Here is a 16,820-nt window from a genome sequence, read left to right as displayed (position 1 = left end):
GCGACTCATGGGACATAAAGAACGAGGTTTCCATCATCTGGCAAGGTAAACCTTCCAAACCGCAGCGATGGAAAATTTCTTCCACATTCGGCGTTTCACGCCAACCGTAACTGGCCACCACTCGCCAAAATGTCGGTGAGAGTTGCTCGATGGCCACCCGCTTCACATTGTGCACATAAGGGGCATCTTCCGTGCGCAGTGTCAGTAACACAACCCGGTCATGCAACACTTTGTTATGTTTAAGGTTATGCAACAATGCAAAAGGGATGGCATTCATTGCCCGCGACATATACACCGCAGTACCGGTGACTCGCACCGGAGGGGATTTTTCCAATGAAGCAATCATCGCTTCCAATGAATTACCGTGCTCATACATACGGCGCAGCAAACTGAAACGCTCGCTTTTCCAAGTGGTCATGATGATAAACATCACCAGCCCCAGCGACAGTGGCAACCAACCGCCAGAGAACAGTTTCAGGGCGTTGGCAGAGAACATCGGAATATCAATAATCAACAAGACCACCAGTAAACAACCGACAAAAACGCGGTTCCAATGCCAGTTTTTCAGTGCCACGGTACAGAACAGAATACTGGTTATCACCATGGTACCGGTCACCGCGATCCCGTAAGCAGCCGCCAAATTACTGGAACGCTCAAAACCGACAATCACCAGAACCACCGCCAGATACAGTGTCCAATTAATCACTGGGATATATATCTGGCCGGATTCCATTTCAGAAGTATGAATAATCCGCATCGGCGGTAAATAGCCCAAACGCACCGCCTGCCGGGTAAGCGAGAACACGCCAGAAATCACCGCCTGCGAGGCAATAACCGTGGCCAGCGTCGCCAGAATAAGCACCGGGATCAATGCCCAATCGGGCGCTAACAAGAAGAAGGGGTTTTTGATGGCTTCGGGGTTTTTCAGCAATAACGCGCCCTGACCAAAGTAGTTCAGTACCAGCGAAGGTAACACCACAGTAAACCATGCCAAACGAATAGGGAATTTACCAAAATGCCCCATATCTGCATATAAGGCTTCGACCCCGGTGATAGCCAGAACAACAGCGCCAAGGGCATAAAACGACACGGTTTTATATTCAGTAAAGAAGCTTATCGCCCATTTGGGATTCAGCGCCGCCAGCACTTCCGGATTAGCGATAATACTGCGCAGCCCCAGTAGTGCGATAGTCAGAAACCACACCAACATAACGGGAGCGAATAATTTACCCACACTACCGGTACCGTGTTTTTGAATAACAAATAACAGGGTTAATACCGCAATGGAGCAGGGAACAATATAAGGATCGAGTGCAGGTGCGGCTATCTCTAGCCCTTCGATGGCTGACATTACGGATATTGCAGGGGTAATCACCACTTCACCATAAAAGAAGCTGCCACCAATCAACCCAAGAATCACCAGTATTGAGGTTGCTTTAGAAGAGGTATTGCGTCCCGCTAAGGACATTAACGTTAAAATCCCCCCTTCACCGGCGTTATCTGCCCGCATGACATAGGTCAGATATTTAACCGAGACAACCAGGATAAGCATCCAGAAAATCAGCGATAAAAAACCAAACACCACATCCGGACGGACATCAAAACCATAATGACCAGAAAAACACTCTCGCAAGGTATAGAGTGGGCTGGTACCAATATCACCGTAAACGACCCCGATAGCTGCCAGGGTTACCGCCGATAAAGACTGTTTATGTTCTGTGCTCATAATTGATTTCTTTTTGCTAGAACATCCATAAGCTAATGCGTGCGTTTAAGAACCGCAATAACCGGTTCTGCATTCTTTATACGGCCACCAAAAGGCGCACAGTATGCACGATTTCAACGAATTGCCTACCCTTAAATAAGGCAACGAAAAGAGCGGAAATGAATCAATCACAAATCACTAATGATATAAAAATACCACTAATCAACAAGCTATCTGATTAATAAAAAAACGCGATCCCATTAAGAAAAGGGTAGTTTATTGCTTTTTATCAGGTAAAAATTAATCAACTAATGGAACATGTAGAACAATTATGGCGCAATCATCACAATTGGCAGAAAGAATCTCCCGCTTGAGCAGTGCCCTTGAAAGTGGTCTGTATGAAAGACAGGAAGCTATCCGCTTGTGTTTGCTGGCCGCCCTCAGTGGCGAGAGTGTGTTTTTGCTCGGCCCACCGGGGATTGCCAAAAGCCTGATTGCCCGCCGTCTGAAATTTGCCTTTCGCAATGCCCGTGCATTTGAATACCTAATGACCCGTTTCTCTACGCCTGAAGAGGTGTTTGGCCCACTCTCCATTCAAGCCTTGAAAGAAGAAGGTCGCTACCAACGCATGACCGGCGGTTACTTGCCGGAAGCTGAAATCGTCTTCCTTGATGAAATCTGGAAAGCCGGTCCGGCAATCCTGAATACCTTGCTGACGGCAATTAATGAACGGCGCTTTCGAAATGGTGATCGGGAAGACAGTATCCCTATGCGGCTACTGGTTACCGCCTCTAATGAACTCCCTGACGCAGACAGCAGTCTGGAAGCACTCTATGACCGAATGCTGATCCGCCTATGGCTGGATCGCGTGCAAGAAAAGCAAAACTTCCGCGCATTACTGCTCAGCCGCCAGAATGAAAATCATAATCCGGTGGCAGAGAATCTCAGTATCACTGATGAAGAGTTCTATCAGTGGCAACCCCTGATCGACAAAATCACGCTACCGGATCACTGTTTTGAGCTTATTTTTCAGCTACGTCAACAACTCAGCGCACAAGAACACGCGCCGTATGTCTCAGATAGGCGCTGGAAAAAAGCACTGCGCCTGCTGCAAGCCAGTGCCTTTTTCAGTGGACGGGATGAAGTGACGCCTATTGACTTAATTTTACTGAAAGATTGCCTGTGGCATGACCTCAGTTCCCTTAAGTTGCTGCAACAACAGCTTGAACAATTGTTAACCGAGCAGGGATACCAGCAGCAAAGCCTATTAATGAAGCTACAGCATATTCAGGGCCAATGGTTGCAGCACCAACAGCAACAAAGTAACCATCAGGCGCTAACCCTGGTCAAGCAAAGTGGCATGTTCAGCCGTAAGCCCCAATATGCGCTGCCAGACCACCTTACAGACGGTACCTTGACGCTTTTGCTGCAAAAGCCCCTCATCCTGCATGATATGCAAGTCAATCATCTGCAAATAGAGAAAGAGGCTCTTGCCCAATGGCTGAACAAAGGAGGGGCCTTACGCGCTAAATTAAATGGTGTCGGTTATGCCCAATCTATTGATGCAGAAATTGATGATCAGTTACACATATTGGTGCTAGATGTTAGCCGCCAGCCGTCGACACTCGCCCAACCGGACGCGACGAATGCCAGCGTACCGCCAGAGTTGCTGGTGGAACTGGCCGCAGTGGAAAATAGCCTTAGCGAGCAACGGCGGCTATTCAGTCAGCATCAGCCCTGCCTGTTCACACCGTCATCCTGGCTGGCCAAAATAGAAGCCAGCTTATTGCAGGTAGCGGAACCGCTTAAACAGCAGCAACAAAAAATGCGCGGACACTGACAGATGCTCAGCCTGGCAACACTGGATCTGCTGCTATCAATAAGTGAAGGCGAACTTATTGAAGAAATGGTGGTTGGGTTGTTAGCAGCCCCCCAATTAGCGATATTCTTTGAAAAATTCCCGCGCATTAAACGGGCGTTAATGAAGGATATCCCCGGCTGGAAGCAAAATTTACAACAGCGTATCCGCGAGGCTAAAGCGCCCGCCAGCCTGGCAAATGAGTTTTCTTTATATCAACAGAGCCAACTGGAAAGTAGCCCGCAATTTTATGCTCACCTGCCCGATATCGTCGATCAATTGCATCAGTTGCACTCGCCCTTTGCGGTACAAGCCGCAACATTATTACAAACGGCTGATTTAGCCAGAAATCCACAAACTGGCGATAGCCTACAAACCCTCTTTATACAACGCTGGCGCGTCAGCTTGACGCTACAAACTATCACCATTCATCACCAGTTACTTGAGCAAGAGCGGGAGCAGCTTCTGGCTGAATTACAACAGCGATTAGCACTGAGTGGCGCACTGGAACCCATATTAGCCACCAATGATGGCGCTGCCGGGCATTTGTGGGATATGAGTCAGGGCCATTTACAGCGCGGTGATTATCAATTATTGCTGCAATACGGTGATTTTCTACAACAACAACCCGAATTGCAGCAATTGGCTGAACAATTGGGCCGCAGCCGTTCGGCCAAGGCACAACCCACACCCGATGCCCGCGACGAGCCTGATACCCTGATGGTCCGCCAGCCTGATACCGTGCCAGAGGAAGTCAGTGGCATTCATCAGAGCAATGATATTCTGCGATTATTACCTACTGAATTGGTCATGCTGGGGATGAGTGAGCTGGAATTTGAGTTTTATCGCCGCTTACTGGAGCGCCGTTTACTCACTTACCGCTTACAGGGTGACAACTGGCAAGAAAAGACTTTACAGCGCCCCGTCAGCCTTAAAAGTAATGACGAGCAACCTCGTGGTCCTTTTATCGTCTGCGTCGATACCTCAGGCTCCATGGGCGGATTTAATGAGCAATGTGCCAAGGCATTTTGTCTGGCTCTGCTGCGTATTGCGTTGGCAGATAATCGTCGCTGTTACATTATGCTATTTGCCACGGAAATAATTCACTACGAGTTATCAGCGGCCAATGGCATCGAGCAAGCAATACGGTTTCTCAGCCAACATTTTAGTGGCGGCACTGATTTGGCGGCCTGCTTAGCCAACACCTTAAGCAAAATGGAAGATAGAGAATGGTATGACGTGGATGCAGTGATCATTTCAGATTTTATCGCCCAACGATTACCGGACGAATTAGTCCGAAAGATTAAAATCCAGCAACAAGCCCATCAACACCGTTTTCATGCCGTGGCGATGTCAGCTTACGGCAAGCCCGGTATCATGCATATTTTCGATCATATCTGGCGCTTTGATACAGGGTTAAAAAGCCGCCTGATACGCCGCTGGAAGCGCTAATAAACGGTACTAGTTAAGTAAGCCCGCGCCGACGTTAATCGACAGCCCCAAGATCGTCATATTGAAAATAAAGGATAACACTGACTGCAATAGCACCACGCGGCGGATATCTGACGTGCCGGTAGCAACATCAGCGGTTTGCGAAGCCACGCCGATAGTGAATGAGAAATAGAGAAAATCCCAATAAGAAGGCGTGGTTATCTCTTTAGGGAAGAGTAACGGCAAAACGGTGTCCGATTTATCCCGTGGCAAATAAAATAGATGGGCGTAATGCATGGTAAAGGCCGTTGGCAATAATAGCCACGACACCAATAACGTCATCCCCGTTAGAACCAAATGGAATGCCTTGGCTGAGCCAGAGAGCTGATTGGCGGTACTCAATTCGAATAAAATCACCAAGATACTGGCCAGACACGTCATACTAACAAGACTCAGAACCATACTGGCACTTTCATCCTGCACGCGGGCTATTCTGCTGATTTTTATCGAATCAGTGCGCAACAATTGCAACCATAAAAACAGTAAATAAAGCCAGGCAGATACATTCCAACTCACCATCAAGCGCAGCAATGCTGCGTAATGCGTTGGCAGCAGGAAATAAGTGACAATCCCCGCGCCGACTGAAAATAGTAATCGAGGACGGGCGTGTAAATAGTGTTTAATCGGATGAAATCGAGCCATAACATCAATAACCTTGCATGTAGTTATATTGGATATCTATATCGCTACAGCATAGATTAAAAACCCGCGATGGCTGTTGCAGCTATCGCGGGTTAAATATATTCCCTCAATAGGGGTTAGAGCAGGTCTTCAACCTTCTCGCTAATTTCGGCGCCCCATACACCACACTGAACCTGGCCAATATGTTGTTGTTGCAGCAATAACATCACTAAACGGGACTGACCAATACCGCCACCAATCGTCTGTGGCATCTCGCCACGTAACAATGATTGATGCCACTCCAATTTCAGGCGATCTTCATCAGATGTCAGCGCAAGCTGGCGTTTCAGTGCGTCTGCATCCACACGGATACCCATAGAGGATATCTCAAAAGCATCTTCTAGCACTGGGTTCCAAACAATAATATCGCCGTTCAAACCAGCAAAACCTTCAGCACTTGGTGACGTCCAGTCATCGTAATCCGGCGCGCGTACATCATGAGATTGGCCATCAGCCAATTTGCCACCAATACCCATCAGGAATACCGCCCCCAGTTCTTTGGCAATAGCACGTTCGCGACCTTTGGCATCCAAATCAGGGAACTTGGCACGCAAGCTTTCACTGTGGATAAAATGAATCTGTGCTGGCAAGAAGGGCTTCACACCAAATTCAGCACTGATCGCCGCTTCCGTTTCTTTAATCGCGGTATAGATCTTGTTAACTGTGGATTTCAAGTAGGCCAGGTTACGTTCGCCATCACCCATCACACGTTCCCAGTCCCACTGATCAACATACACAGAATGAATGGCACTTAAGCGGTCTTCATCAGGGCGCAATGCTTTCATATGGGTGTAGATCCCTTGGTCCGCGCCAAAATCAAAGCGGCCCAACGTTTTACGTTTCCATTTAGCTAATGAATGAACAACTTCAAAAGTCGCATCCGGCAATGACTTAACTTTTACCTGCACGGCTTTCTCTGAACCAGAAAGGTTATCTTGAGTACCATCACCCACACGGCTCAAGATTGGCGCTTGCACTTCAATCAGGCCCAGTTGCTGTTCTAATTGGCGGGAAAAGAAGGATTTTACGAAGCTGATTTGCTGCTGTTTTTGGATAAATTGTTTTTTCATTGCCGTTTTCTCGATTCGTTATTATTTATTATGCTAATGGGGTTGTGCCGTTTGGCTTGTCATCGATTAAGCAACAGAACAGGGGGTAAATTCAATATCCAACAAACAATATTGCCATTTCACTTTTAATCATTCATTTTTATAGGTCTATAATTAGATAGTCGATAAAAAATAGGGGTTAATATGAGTGAAATTTATCAAATCGATAATCTCGATCGCGGCATCCTCAACGCATTAATGGAAAATGCGCGCACACCTTATGCTGAATTGGCAAAAAAATTTGGTGTAAGTCCGGGGACTATTCATGTGCGGGTGGAGAAAATGCGCCAGGCGGGGATCATCACCGCAGCTTGTGTCCACGTTAATCCAAAAAAATTAGGTTATGACGTCTGTTGCTTCATTGGCATCATCTTGAAAAGCGCCAAAGACTACCCTTCAGCCCTGAAAAAACTGGAAAGTTTAGAAGAAGTGGTCGAGGCCTATTACACCACCGGCCATTACAGCATCTTTATTAAGGTGATGTGTAAATCGATAGATGCACTCCAGCAGGTACTTATCAACAAGATCCAGACTATTGATGAAATCCAGTCAACAGAGACGCTAATATCCCTGCAAAACCCCATTATGCGTACCATTGTCCCTTAACCCTAAAATAACTATACCCACATTATCCACAGGTAGATCCCAGCTCATTCACAGCGTACAATACCGGCTCATTACTTCGGTTGGGTTCTTTATGGCTGACATTACCTTGATCAGTGGCAGTACGCTCGGCAGTGCTGAATATGTTGCTGAACATTTAGCTGAGAAATTAGAAGAGGCGGGTTTTTCTACCGAAACGCTGCATGGCCCTGAATTAGACGAGCTTACGCTTGAGGGTACGTGGTTAATAGTTACATCAACCCACGGTGCGGGTGATCTCCCTGATAACCTTCAACCATTATTAGAACAAATCGAACAACAGCAGCCTGATCTTTCTCAAGTGCACTTTGGTGCTGTTGGTTTGGGCAGTTCAGAATATGACACTTTCTGCGGTGCAGTGAGAGCATTGGATCAACAATTGATCGCACAAGGTGCCAAACGTTTGGGTGATATTTTAGAAATTGATGTCATCCAACATGAAATTCCCGAGGATCCGGCAGAGGTTTGGGTCAAAAATTGGATTAATTTGCTCTAATTTGATTAAAGATCGCGCGAACGAATGTGGATAAGTATGCTTAAAAGCAGGGTAAAACCGGTACATATCCACATAACAACCTTAGCACCTCAAAGTGCCTGTGCATAACATGCCATTTAGATCCCAGCTTATACGCAATAGGATCACCGATCATTCACAGCAAACGATCCTCCTTAATCCTATGATCTTCCATGTGAATAATCACTTATCCACAGAGGATCATGATCCTAATAAGAGATCTAATAAAGAGATCTTTAAATAAAAAGATCTTCTTTTAATTAAGGCCGATCCTAAGCTGCTTGGTCGATCGTCTAAACTTGAGTAGAATCTCCCACCCAGGGCAAACACAGAAATTCGCATAACGGCGAGGTGCAGTACCATGTTTTATCCAGATCAATTTGACGTCATCATCATTGGTGGTGGCCATGCCGGCACGGAAGCTGCAATGGCAGCGGCACGCATGGGACGTCAGACCTTATTGCTGACGCACAATATCGATACACTGGGGCAAATGTCTTGCAACCCAGCGATTGGCGGTATCGGTAAGGGGCATTTGGTAAAAGAGATCGATGCTCTGGGCGGCCTGATGGCAATGGCGACTGACCAGGCCGGTATTCAGTTTAGGATACTAAACGCCAGTAAAGGGCCAGCGGTAAGAGCGACTCGTGCTCAAGCAGACCGTGTCTTGTATCGCCTTGCGGTACGTACGGCATTGGAAAATCAGCCCAACCTAACGCTGTTCCAACAGCCAGTTGAAGATCTCATTGTCGAAAACGATCGTGTGGTGGGTGCCGTCACTCAAATGGGTCTGAAATTCCGCGCTAAAGCCGTGGTATTGACCGTTGGTACTTTCCTCGATGGCAAGATTCATATCGGGCTGGAAAATTACAGTGGTGGTCGTGCAGGTGATCCACCGTCGATCTCACTCTCACAACGTCTGCGTGAACTGCCACTACGGGTTAATCGCCTTAAAACCGGTACCCCACCACGTATTGATGCGCGAACAATCGATTTTAGCCAATTAGCTCCCCAGTTAGGTGATACACCCATTCCGGTATTCTCCTTCCTCGGTAATGCCGCTCAGCACCCTGAGCAGATGGCGTGCCATATTACTTATACCAATGAAAAAACGCATGATGTCATCCGCAATAACCTTGATCGTAGCCCGATGTATACGGGGATCATTGAAGGGATCGGGCCACGCTATTGCCCATCGATCGAAGACAAAGTCATGCGCTTTGCTGATCGTAATTCACATCAAATCTTCCTTGAACCAGAAGGGTTGACCAGTAACGAGATCTATCCAAACGGGATTTCCACCAGTCTACCTTTCGATGTTCAAATGCAAATCGTACGCTCAATGAAAGGGCTGGAAAACGCACGTATCATTCGCCCTGGTTATGCCATCGAATATGATTTCTTCGATCCGCGTGATTTAAAACCTACGCTGGAAAGCAAATATATCCACGGTTTATTCTTTGCCGGGCAAATCAATGGCACCACCGGCTATGAAGAGGCAGCTGCTCAAGGGCTGCTTGCAGGGCTTAATGCGGGCCGTTTCGCGAATGATGAAGACGGATGGTCACCTCGCCGTGATGAAGCTTACCTTGGCGTGCTGGTGGACGATTTAAGCACCTTGGGCACCAAAGAACCGTATCGCATGTTTACTTCGCGAGCGGAATATCGCTTGATGCTACGTGAAGATAACGCTGATCTTCGCTTGACTGAGATGGGCCGCAAATTAGGCTTGGTCAATGATGCTCGCTGGGCACATTACAGCCAAAAAGTTGAGCAAATTGAAAAAGAACGCCAACGCCTGCGTGATATCTGGGTACACCCTCACTCCGATAATGTTTCTGAGATCAATGCATTACTGAAAGCACCCTTGTCAAAAGAAGCTAATGGTGAGGAATTACTGCGTCGCCCAGAAATAGATTACCGCTTGCTGACAGCACTGCCCTCTTTTGGCCCGGCATTAACCGATCCACAGGCTGCGGGTCAGGTTGAGATTCAGGTTAAATATGAAGGGTATATAGCCCGTCAGCAGGAAGAAATTGAAAAACAACTACGCAATGAGAACACCTTACTGCCCGTTGATCTTGATTACAGCCAAGTGTCTGGATTGTCGAATGAAGTGATCGCTAAACTGAATGATCACAAACCTAACTCGATCGGACAGGCCTCGCGCATTTCAGGTATCACACCTGCAGCAATCTCTATTTTGTTGGTTTGGCTGAAAAAACAGGGGCTGTTACGCCGTAGTGCATAACCATTGCCGTTTGCCTGTGCTGCAACGAAATAAGCAGCCAGGCAAATTCCAGGGAATTCTCAGACCAAAACTAACGATTCAAACCACGGTTAAGCTAGATTATCATTTCTCAGATTGACCTTTTACGTGCTGACTGAACACTTTTTGGTCAGAGGATATTGTTGTGTTAAAAAAATTAGATTCCCTGCTGAACACGGCAGGTATTGTGTTACCCGATCAGCAAAAACACCAGTTGATAGGCTATGTTGAACTGCTGCATAAGTGGAATAAAGCTTACAATCTGACTTCTGTTCGTGATCCACAACAAATGTTGATACGACATATTCTGGACAGTATTGTGGTTAATCCACACTTACAAGGTAACCGGTTTATCGATGTGGGTACTGGGCCAGGGCTTCCTGGCGTTCCACTTGCTATTGTGCGCCCTGATGCACACTTCACGTTGCTAGATAGCTTGGGTAAACGTGTTCGCTTCCTACGTCAGGTACAGCATGAATTAGGCTTAAACAATATCGAGCCGGTACAAAGTCGAGTTGAGGACTTTGCCGCAAAACCGCCATTTGATGGTGTAATAAGCCGTGCATTTGCATCCTTACAAGATATGCTGTCTTGGTGTCACCATTTGCCAGCCAAGCCTGAAGGGCGTTTTTATGCACTTAAAGGGGTAAGACCCGATGATGAGTTAGCTGCGCTACCTGAGGGTATTGTCCTGGAGTCAGTTGTGCGATTACAGGTGCCAGAATTAGCAGGCGAGCGCCATCTGGTTATTCTTAAGTCAAACTAACTTTGCTATTTATCAAAAAAATGTAATAAATTCTTAGCGGATGGCGATCAAATTATCTGATTTATGGTTCTTAATATTGCTGAGTATTTATTCGCTTACTATCGTGCGAATAAATTATATTTCACGTATTGTTTACAAAAACAGCGGTAACAGGTGACATAACTATATTGAAAGCGGCCAAATAGTCACTTTAGTCATGACTTTATCTGGGATCCCACATTTTTTATGTGACCAAACTGTTGCCAAGTCATTATTTGAAATGTCAACGGTAAGTTTTTACTAAGTAGATAAATTGTTTAATAATGATTTTATTTTAACATTATGATTTGTAAAAAGTTTCAAGGGCTCTTTTCGTTAAAGACAAAACAAAGGTTTATGGGATATAAAGTAGTTTGTTTTTAGTTATGTGATCAATTTCATACTTTATTGATAATGGCTGGAATCATCAGACAATTAAAAGAAGCTTTATTCCGAGGCTTTTCTTGTGAAAATAGCCTGAAAGTAGAAAATTTAAATAATTGTTCACCTTTTCGCTACTTATCGATTGAATTCGTTTGAGTGGCCCGTATAATTTGCTCGTTTTTTGCTGCTTGACTCAATGAGGCAAAAGGCAGTTTTATACCTCACTCAACATGCCCTTAGTGTGGTTCGGAGAGAACAAACGTCATGCCTGTATCCCTTTACAGTGGGAAAATTGCACGAAAGTTGCTGTTTTTGCAGTTAATGACTTTTGTTGTTCTCAGTGTTGCTTTTGGCTTTAAAAGCTTGGAATGGAGTGCTTCTGCTCTGGCAGGAGGGCTGGCAGCTTGGTTGCCCAGTGCCATGTTTATGTTGTTTGCTTGCCGCCATCAGGCAAAAACAGCTGCACCAGGTCGTGTTGCTTGGTCGTTTGCTATTGGCGAAGGGTTAAAAGTTATCGTGACGATAATTTTGCTGATTGTGGCGTTGGGGCTGTTTAAAGCAGCGTTTATCCCACTCGGCTTAACCTATTTAGCGGTGCTGATTGTGCAGATATTGGCACCGGCCGTGATGAGCGGTTACCGTACTTAACAGTTATCGTATTTAACGGTTACCGTATTTAACTACAAAGAGGGTAAGAGGCATCATGTCTGCATCAGGAGAAATCTCTACTCCAAGGGACTACATAGGTCACCATCTGAATAACCTTCAGTTGGACCTGCGTACCTTTGAGTTGGTCAATCCCCACTCACCTGGCCCTGCAACGTTCTGGACGTTGAACATTGACTCTTTGTTCTTCTCTGTCGTGCTGGGGTTAGCTTTTCTGTTTGTGTTCCGCAAAGTTGCGGCAGGTGCTACCAGTGGCGTGCCTGGCAAATTGCAGACGGCTGTTGAGTTAATTATCGGTTTTGTCGATAACAGCGTACGGGATATGTACCACGGCAAAAGTAAAGTCATCGCACCATTAGCCCTGACCGTGTTTGTTTGGGTTTTATTGATGAATATGATGGACTTGCTGCCAATCGATTTACTGCCTTACATCGGTGAACACGTCTTTGGGTTACCTGCATTGCGCGTGGTACCTACCGCTGACGTGAGTATTACCTTGTCCATGGCATTGGGTGTTTTCGTCCTGATTCTGTTCTATAGCATCAAAATGAAAGGTGTAGGCGGCTTTGTAAAAGAATTAACCATGCAGCCGTTCAATCACCCGATATTCATTCCAGTTAACTTAATTCTGGAAGGTGTCAGCCTGCTGTCCAAACCGGTTTCACTCGGTCTGCGACTGTTCGGCAACATGTATGCGGGTGAGTTGATCTTCATCCTGATTGCTGGCCTGTTGCCGTGGTGGTCACAGTGGATGCTCAGTTTACCTTGGGCTATCTTCCACATACTGATTATTACGTTACAAGCCTTTATCTTCATGGTTCTGACGATTGTCTATCTGTCGATGGCGTCCGAAGAGCACTGATTTTCTTATAACACTACTGCGTTTTAACTGAAATAATTGGAGACTGTCATGGAAAACCTGAATATGGATCTGCTGTACATGGCTGCCGCTATAATGATGGGTTTAGCGGCAATCGGTGCTGCGATCGGTATCGGCATCCTGGGTGGTAAATTTTTGGAAGGCGCTGCACGTCAGCCTGACCTGATTCCTCTGCTGCGTACACAGTTCTTTATCGTCATGGGTCTGGTTGACGCCATCCCTATGATCGCCGTTGGTCTGGGTCTGTACGTGATGTTTGCTGTCGCGTAAGTAGAGTTTTCTCTACTGTGAACTACACCAAACTATTAACTTTTAAAGAGGCATTGTGCTGTGAATCTTAACGCAACAATCCTCGGCCAGGCCATCGCGTTTGTCCTGTTTGTCCTGTTTTGTATGAAGTATATATGGCCGCCGATTATGGCTGCCATCGAGAAGCGTCAAAAAGAAATTGCTGACGGTCTCTCTTCTGCAGAACGTGCCAAAAAAGATTTGGACTTAGCGCAAGCCAATGCGACCGACCAACTGAAGAAAGCGAAAGCAGAAGCACAGGTGATCATTGAGCAGGCAAGTAAACGCAAAGCTCAGATCCTTGATGAAGCGAAAGCAGAAGCTGAACAGGAACGTAACAAAATCGTGGCGCAAGCGCAGGCAGAGATCGACGCCGAACGTAAGCGTGCTCGTGAAGAGTTGCGTAAGCAAGTCGCGATGTTGGCTATAGCTGGCGCCGAGAAGATCATCGAACGTTCCGTGGATGAAGCTGCTAACAGCGACATCGTTGATAAACTGGTCGCTGAACTGTAAGGAGGGAGGGGCTGATGTCTGAATTTGTAACTGTAGCTCGCCCCTACGCCAAAGCAGCTTTTGACTTTGCTGTTGAGCACCAGGCGGTTGATCGCTGGCAGGATATGCTGACGTTTACTGCCCAAGTGACGCGCAATGAACAAATCGCTGAATTGCTTTCGGGTGCTGTTGCACCAGAAACAATGTCTAAGACGTTTATTGCAGTCTGTGGTGATCAACTCGATGAACCCGCACAGAACTTCATTCGAGTTATGGCGGAAAATGGCCGTTTATTGGTTCTTCCTGAGGTGCTACAGCAGTTTATTCAACTGCGTGCCTCACTGGAGTCGACCGTCGACGTTGAAGTGAGCTCGGTGAGTCCACTAAACGACGAACAGCTGGCTAAAATTGCCGCTGCGATGGAAAAACGTCTGTCACGCAAAGTTAAGCTGAATTGCAAAATCGATAAGTCCGTAATGGCCGGCGTAGTAATACGTGCAGGCGATATGGTGATAGATGGCAGCGTTCGCGGTCGTCTAGAACGCCTAGCGGACGTCTTGCAGTCTTAAGGGGACTGGAGCATATGCAACTGAATTCCACCGAAATCAGCGAACTGATCAAGCAGCGCATTGCTCAGTTCAATGTAGTGAGCGAAGCTCACAATGAAGGTACTATTGTTTCCGTTAGTGACGGGATCATTCGCGTACACGGTCTGGCCGATGTTATGCAGGGCGAGATGATCGCACTGCCAGGCAACCGTTATGCAATCGCACTGAACCTGGAGCGCGACTCCGTAGGTGCTGTAGTTATGGGTCCGTACGCCGATCTTGCCGAAGGCATGAAGGTTAAATGTACTGGCCGTATCCTGGAAGTTCCCGTCGGTCGTGGCCTGTTGGGTCGCGTCGTCAATACTCTGGGTGAACCTATTGATGGTAAAGGTCCGGTAGAAAACGATGGCTTCTCAGCCGTTGAAGCTATCGCACCTGGCGTTATCGAACGTCAATCCGTTGATGAACCTGTTCAAACTGGCTATAAGTCAGTGGATGCCATGATCCCAATTGGTCGTGGTCAGCGTGAATTGATCATCGGTGACCGTCAGACAGGTAAAACTGCTCTGGCGATTGATGCGATCATCAACCAGCGCGATTCCGGCATTAAGTGTGTGTATGTTGCTATCGGCCAGAAAGCCTCTACTGTTGCTAACGTAGTGCGTAAACTGGAAGAGCATGGTGCGTTGGTTAACACCATTGTGGTTGTTGCTACTGCTTCAGAATCTGCAGCATTGCAATACCTGGCACCTTACTCCGGTTGTGCCATGGGTGAATATTTCCGCGACCGTGGTGAAGATGCGCTGATTATTTATGATGACCTGTCTAAACAGGCTGTTGCATATCGTCAAATCTCCTTGCTGCTCCGTCGTCCACCAGGCCGTGAAGCATATCCTGGCGACGTATTCTACCTCCACTCCCGTTTGCTGGAGCGTGCTGCGCGTGTTAACGCCGATTACGTTGAAGCATTCACCAAGGGCGAAGTGAAAGGTAAAACCGGTTCTTTGACCGCTCTACCAATCATTGAAACCCAGGCAGGGGACGTTTCCGCGTTCGTTCCGACCAACGTAATTTCGATTACTGATGGTCAGATCTTCCTGGAATCCAGCCTGTTTAACGCCGGTATTCGTCCTGCGGTTAACCCAGGTATCTCCGTATCCCGTGTGGGTGGTGCAGCGCAGACCAAGATCATGAAAAAACTGTCCGGGGGTATTCGTACCGCTCTGGCACAGTATCGTGAACTTGCTGCGTTCTCCCAGTTCGCATCCGATTTGGATGATGCAACACGTAAACAGCTGAGCCATGGTCAGAAAGTGACTGAGCTTCTGAAACAGAAACAGTATGCGCCAATGTCCGTAGCGCAGCAGTCTCTGGTTCTGTTCGCAGCTGAACGTGGTTATCTGGGTGATGTCGAGTTGGCGAAGGTAGGTAGCTTTGAAGCTGCGCTGTTGGCGTTTGCTGACCGCGAGCACGCCGAGCTTCTGCAACAAATCAACCAAACTGGCGCGTATAACGATGAAATCGAGGCCAAGCTGAAAGGCATCCTTGATACATTTAAGGCAACCCAGTCCTGGTAACGCTATGCGGCCCTGCTTTTCATTAGGAAAGCAGGCCGTCTGGCAATGAGGAGAAGCAGAAATGGCCGGCGCAAAAGAGATACGTTCCAAGATCGCTAGCGTGCAAAACACGCAAAAGATCACCAAAGCCATGGAGATGGTCGCCGCCTCCAAAATGCGTAAATCGCAAGAACGCATGGCGGCCAGCCGTCCTTATGCAGAAACAATGCGTAGTGTGATTGGTCACCTCGCGTTAGGTAATCTGGAATATAAACATCCGTACCTGGAAGAGCGCGACGTTAAGCGCGTTGGGTATCTGGTGGTTTCTACAGACCGTGGCTTGTGCGGTGGTTTGAACATTAACCTGTTCAAAAGACTGTTGGCTGAGATGAAAGGTTGGTCTGAAAAAGGCGTTGAATGCGATTTAGCGCTAATCGGATCAAAAGCAGCTTCTTTCTTTGGTTCCGTGGGCGGCAAGATTGTTGCTCAAGTTACTGGTATGGGGGATAACCCTTCTCTGGCAGAACTTATCGGGCCAGTGAAAGTCATGCTGCAAGCCTATGATGAAGGTCGTCTGGATAAACTGTATATCGTTAATAACAAGTTTATCAATACGATGTCTCAGGAACCACGGATCATGCAGCTGTTACCCCTTCCGCCTGCGGAAGGCGGTGAGCTGAAGAAGAAATCCTGGGATTACTTGTATGAACCCGATCCAAAAGCACTGCTGGATACTCTCCTGCGCCGCTATGTGGAATCGCAGGTTTATCAGGGCGTCGTTGAAAACCTGGCCAGCGAACAGGCCGCGCGAATGGTAGCGATGAAAGCCGCCACCGATAACGGCGGCAGCCTGATCAAAGAGCTGCAGTTGGTTTACAACAAGGCTCGTCAGGCCAGCATCACTCAGGAACTCACCGAGATCGTCGGGGGAGCCTCCGCGGTTTAAACAGGTT

General features: G+C 47.2%; 16 protein-coding genes. 13 read left to right on the top strand and 3 right to left on the bottom strand.

Going from position 1 to position 16,820, the window contains the following annotated elements; translation table 11 throughout:
• On the bottom strand, window positions 1-1,726 hold a 1,726-nt coding region (kup, locus tag AEP37_RS08270), incomplete at its 3' end, for a low affinity potassium transporter Kup (RefSeq protein ID WP_049612289.1).
• Window positions 1,727-2,036: 310 nt separating this feature from the next.
• Between kup and ravA the strand changes: the two genes are divergently transcribed.
• Window positions 2,037-3,545, top strand: a complete 1,509-nt coding sequence (gene ravA / locus AEP37_RS08265; RefSeq protein WP_049612286.1) for an ATPase RavA — start codon at window positions 2,037-2,039, stop codon at window positions 3,543-3,545.
• 3 nt (window positions 3,546-3,548) lie between these two features.
• On the top strand, window positions 3,549-5,015 hold the full coding sequence (gene viaA / locus AEP37_RS08260; protein WP_049612285.1) for an ATPase RavA stimulator ViaA: 1,467 nt from the start codon (window positions 3,549-3,551) through the stop codon (window positions 5,013-5,015).
• Window positions 5,016-5,024: 9 nt separating this feature from the next.
• On the opposite strand, the gene AEP37_RS08255 is transcribed toward viaA, so the two are convergent.
• Together AEP37_RS08255 and asnA are read right to left on the bottom strand one after the other, a co-directional pair.
• Window positions 5,025-5,696, bottom strand: coding sequence for a DUF1345 domain-containing protein (locus AEP37_RS08255; protein WP_049612283.1), 672 nt, complete (start codon window positions 5,694-5,696; stop codon window positions 5,025-5,027).
• Window positions 5,697-5,812: 116 nt separating this feature from the next.
• Window positions 5,813-6,805: an aspartate--ammonia ligase gene (asnA, locus tag AEP37_RS08250; RefSeq protein ID WP_049612281.1), complete on the bottom strand. Its 993-nt coding sequence runs from the start codon at window positions 6,803-6,805 to the stop codon at window positions 5,813-5,815.
• Window positions 6,806-6,988: 183 nt separating this feature from the next.
• Between asnA and asnC the strand changes: the two genes are divergently transcribed.
• From asnC to atpG, 11 genes are all read left to right on the top strand, one after another.
• On the top strand, window positions 6,989-7,450 hold the full coding sequence (gene asnC / locus AEP37_RS08245) for a transcriptional regulator AsnC (protein WP_049612279.1): 462 nt from the start codon (window positions 6,989-6,991) through the stop codon (window positions 7,448-7,450).
• A 91-nt stretch (window positions 7,451-7,541) separates the two neighbouring features.
• Window positions 7,542-7,982, top strand: a complete 441-nt coding sequence (mioC, locus tag AEP37_RS08240; protein ID WP_049612277.1) for an FMN-binding protein MioC — start codon at window positions 7,542-7,544, stop codon at window positions 7,980-7,982.
• Window positions 7,983-8,361: 379 nt separating this feature from the next.
• Entirely contained in the window at window positions 8,362-10,251 is a 1,890-nt protein-coding gene (gene mnmG / locus AEP37_RS08235; protein ID WP_049612275.1) for a tRNA uridine-5-carboxymethylaminomethyl(34) synthesis enzyme MnmG, read from the top strand.
• 163 nt (window positions 10,252-10,414) lie between these two features.
• Complete coding sequence (gene rsmG / locus AEP37_RS08230; protein WP_049612274.1) at window positions 10,415-11,035, top strand: 16S rRNA (guanine(527)-N(7))-methyltransferase RsmG; 621 nt, start codon at window positions 10,415-10,417, stop codon at window positions 11,033-11,035.
• 666 nt (window positions 11,036-11,701) lie between these two features.
• Complete coding sequence (atpI, locus tag AEP37_RS08225; protein ID WP_049612272.1) at window positions 11,702-12,085, top strand: F0F1 ATP synthase subunit I; 384 nt, start codon at window positions 11,702-11,704, stop codon at window positions 12,083-12,085.
• Between the two features lie 55 nt (window positions 12,086-12,140).
• Complete coding sequence (atpB, locus tag AEP37_RS08220; RefSeq protein WP_049612270.1) at window positions 12,141-12,965, top strand: F0F1 ATP synthase subunit A; 825 nt, start codon at window positions 12,141-12,143, stop codon at window positions 12,963-12,965.
• Between the two features lie 48 nt (window positions 12,966-13,013).
• Window positions 13,014-13,253 carry a F0F1 ATP synthase subunit C gene (atpE, locus tag AEP37_RS08215; RefSeq protein WP_004393045.1) on the top strand — a complete coding sequence of 80 codons (240 nt, stop codon included), beginning with the start codon at window positions 13,014-13,016 and terminating at the stop codon, window positions 13,251-13,253.
• A gap of 60 nt (window positions 13,254-13,313) precedes the next feature.
• Window positions 13,314-13,784, top strand: coding sequence for a F0F1 ATP synthase subunit B (gene atpF, locus AEP37_RS08210; RefSeq protein ID WP_004393038.1), 471 nt, complete (start codon window positions 13,314-13,316; stop codon window positions 13,782-13,784).
• Window positions 13,785-13,798: 14 nt separating this feature from the next.
• Complete coding sequence (gene atpH, locus AEP37_RS08205) at window positions 13,799-14,332, top strand: F0F1 ATP synthase subunit delta (RefSeq protein WP_049612268.1); 534 nt, start codon at window positions 13,799-13,801, stop codon at window positions 14,330-14,332.
• A 14-nt stretch (window positions 14,333-14,346) separates the two neighbouring features.
• Entirely contained in the window at window positions 14,347-15,888 is a 1,542-nt protein-coding gene (gene atpA / locus AEP37_RS08200; protein ID WP_049612266.1) for a F0F1 ATP synthase subunit alpha, read from the top strand.
• 61 nt (window positions 15,889-15,949) lie between these two features.
• Window positions 15,950-16,813: a F0F1 ATP synthase subunit gamma gene (atpG, locus tag AEP37_RS08195; protein WP_049612265.1), complete on the top strand. Its 864-nt coding sequence runs from the start codon at window positions 15,950-15,952 to the stop codon at window positions 16,811-16,813.
• Window positions 16,814-16,820 lie beyond the last annotated feature (7 nt).

It is taken from the genome of Yersinia pekkanenii (genome assembly GCF_001152565.1).
Classification (GTDB): domain Bacteria; phylum Pseudomonadota; class Gammaproteobacteria; order Enterobacterales; family Enterobacteriaceae; genus Yersinia; species Yersinia pekkanenii.
The sequence above is the reverse complement of the archived record's forward strand: the minus strand, read 5'-3'. Positions and strand labels throughout refer to the sequence as shown.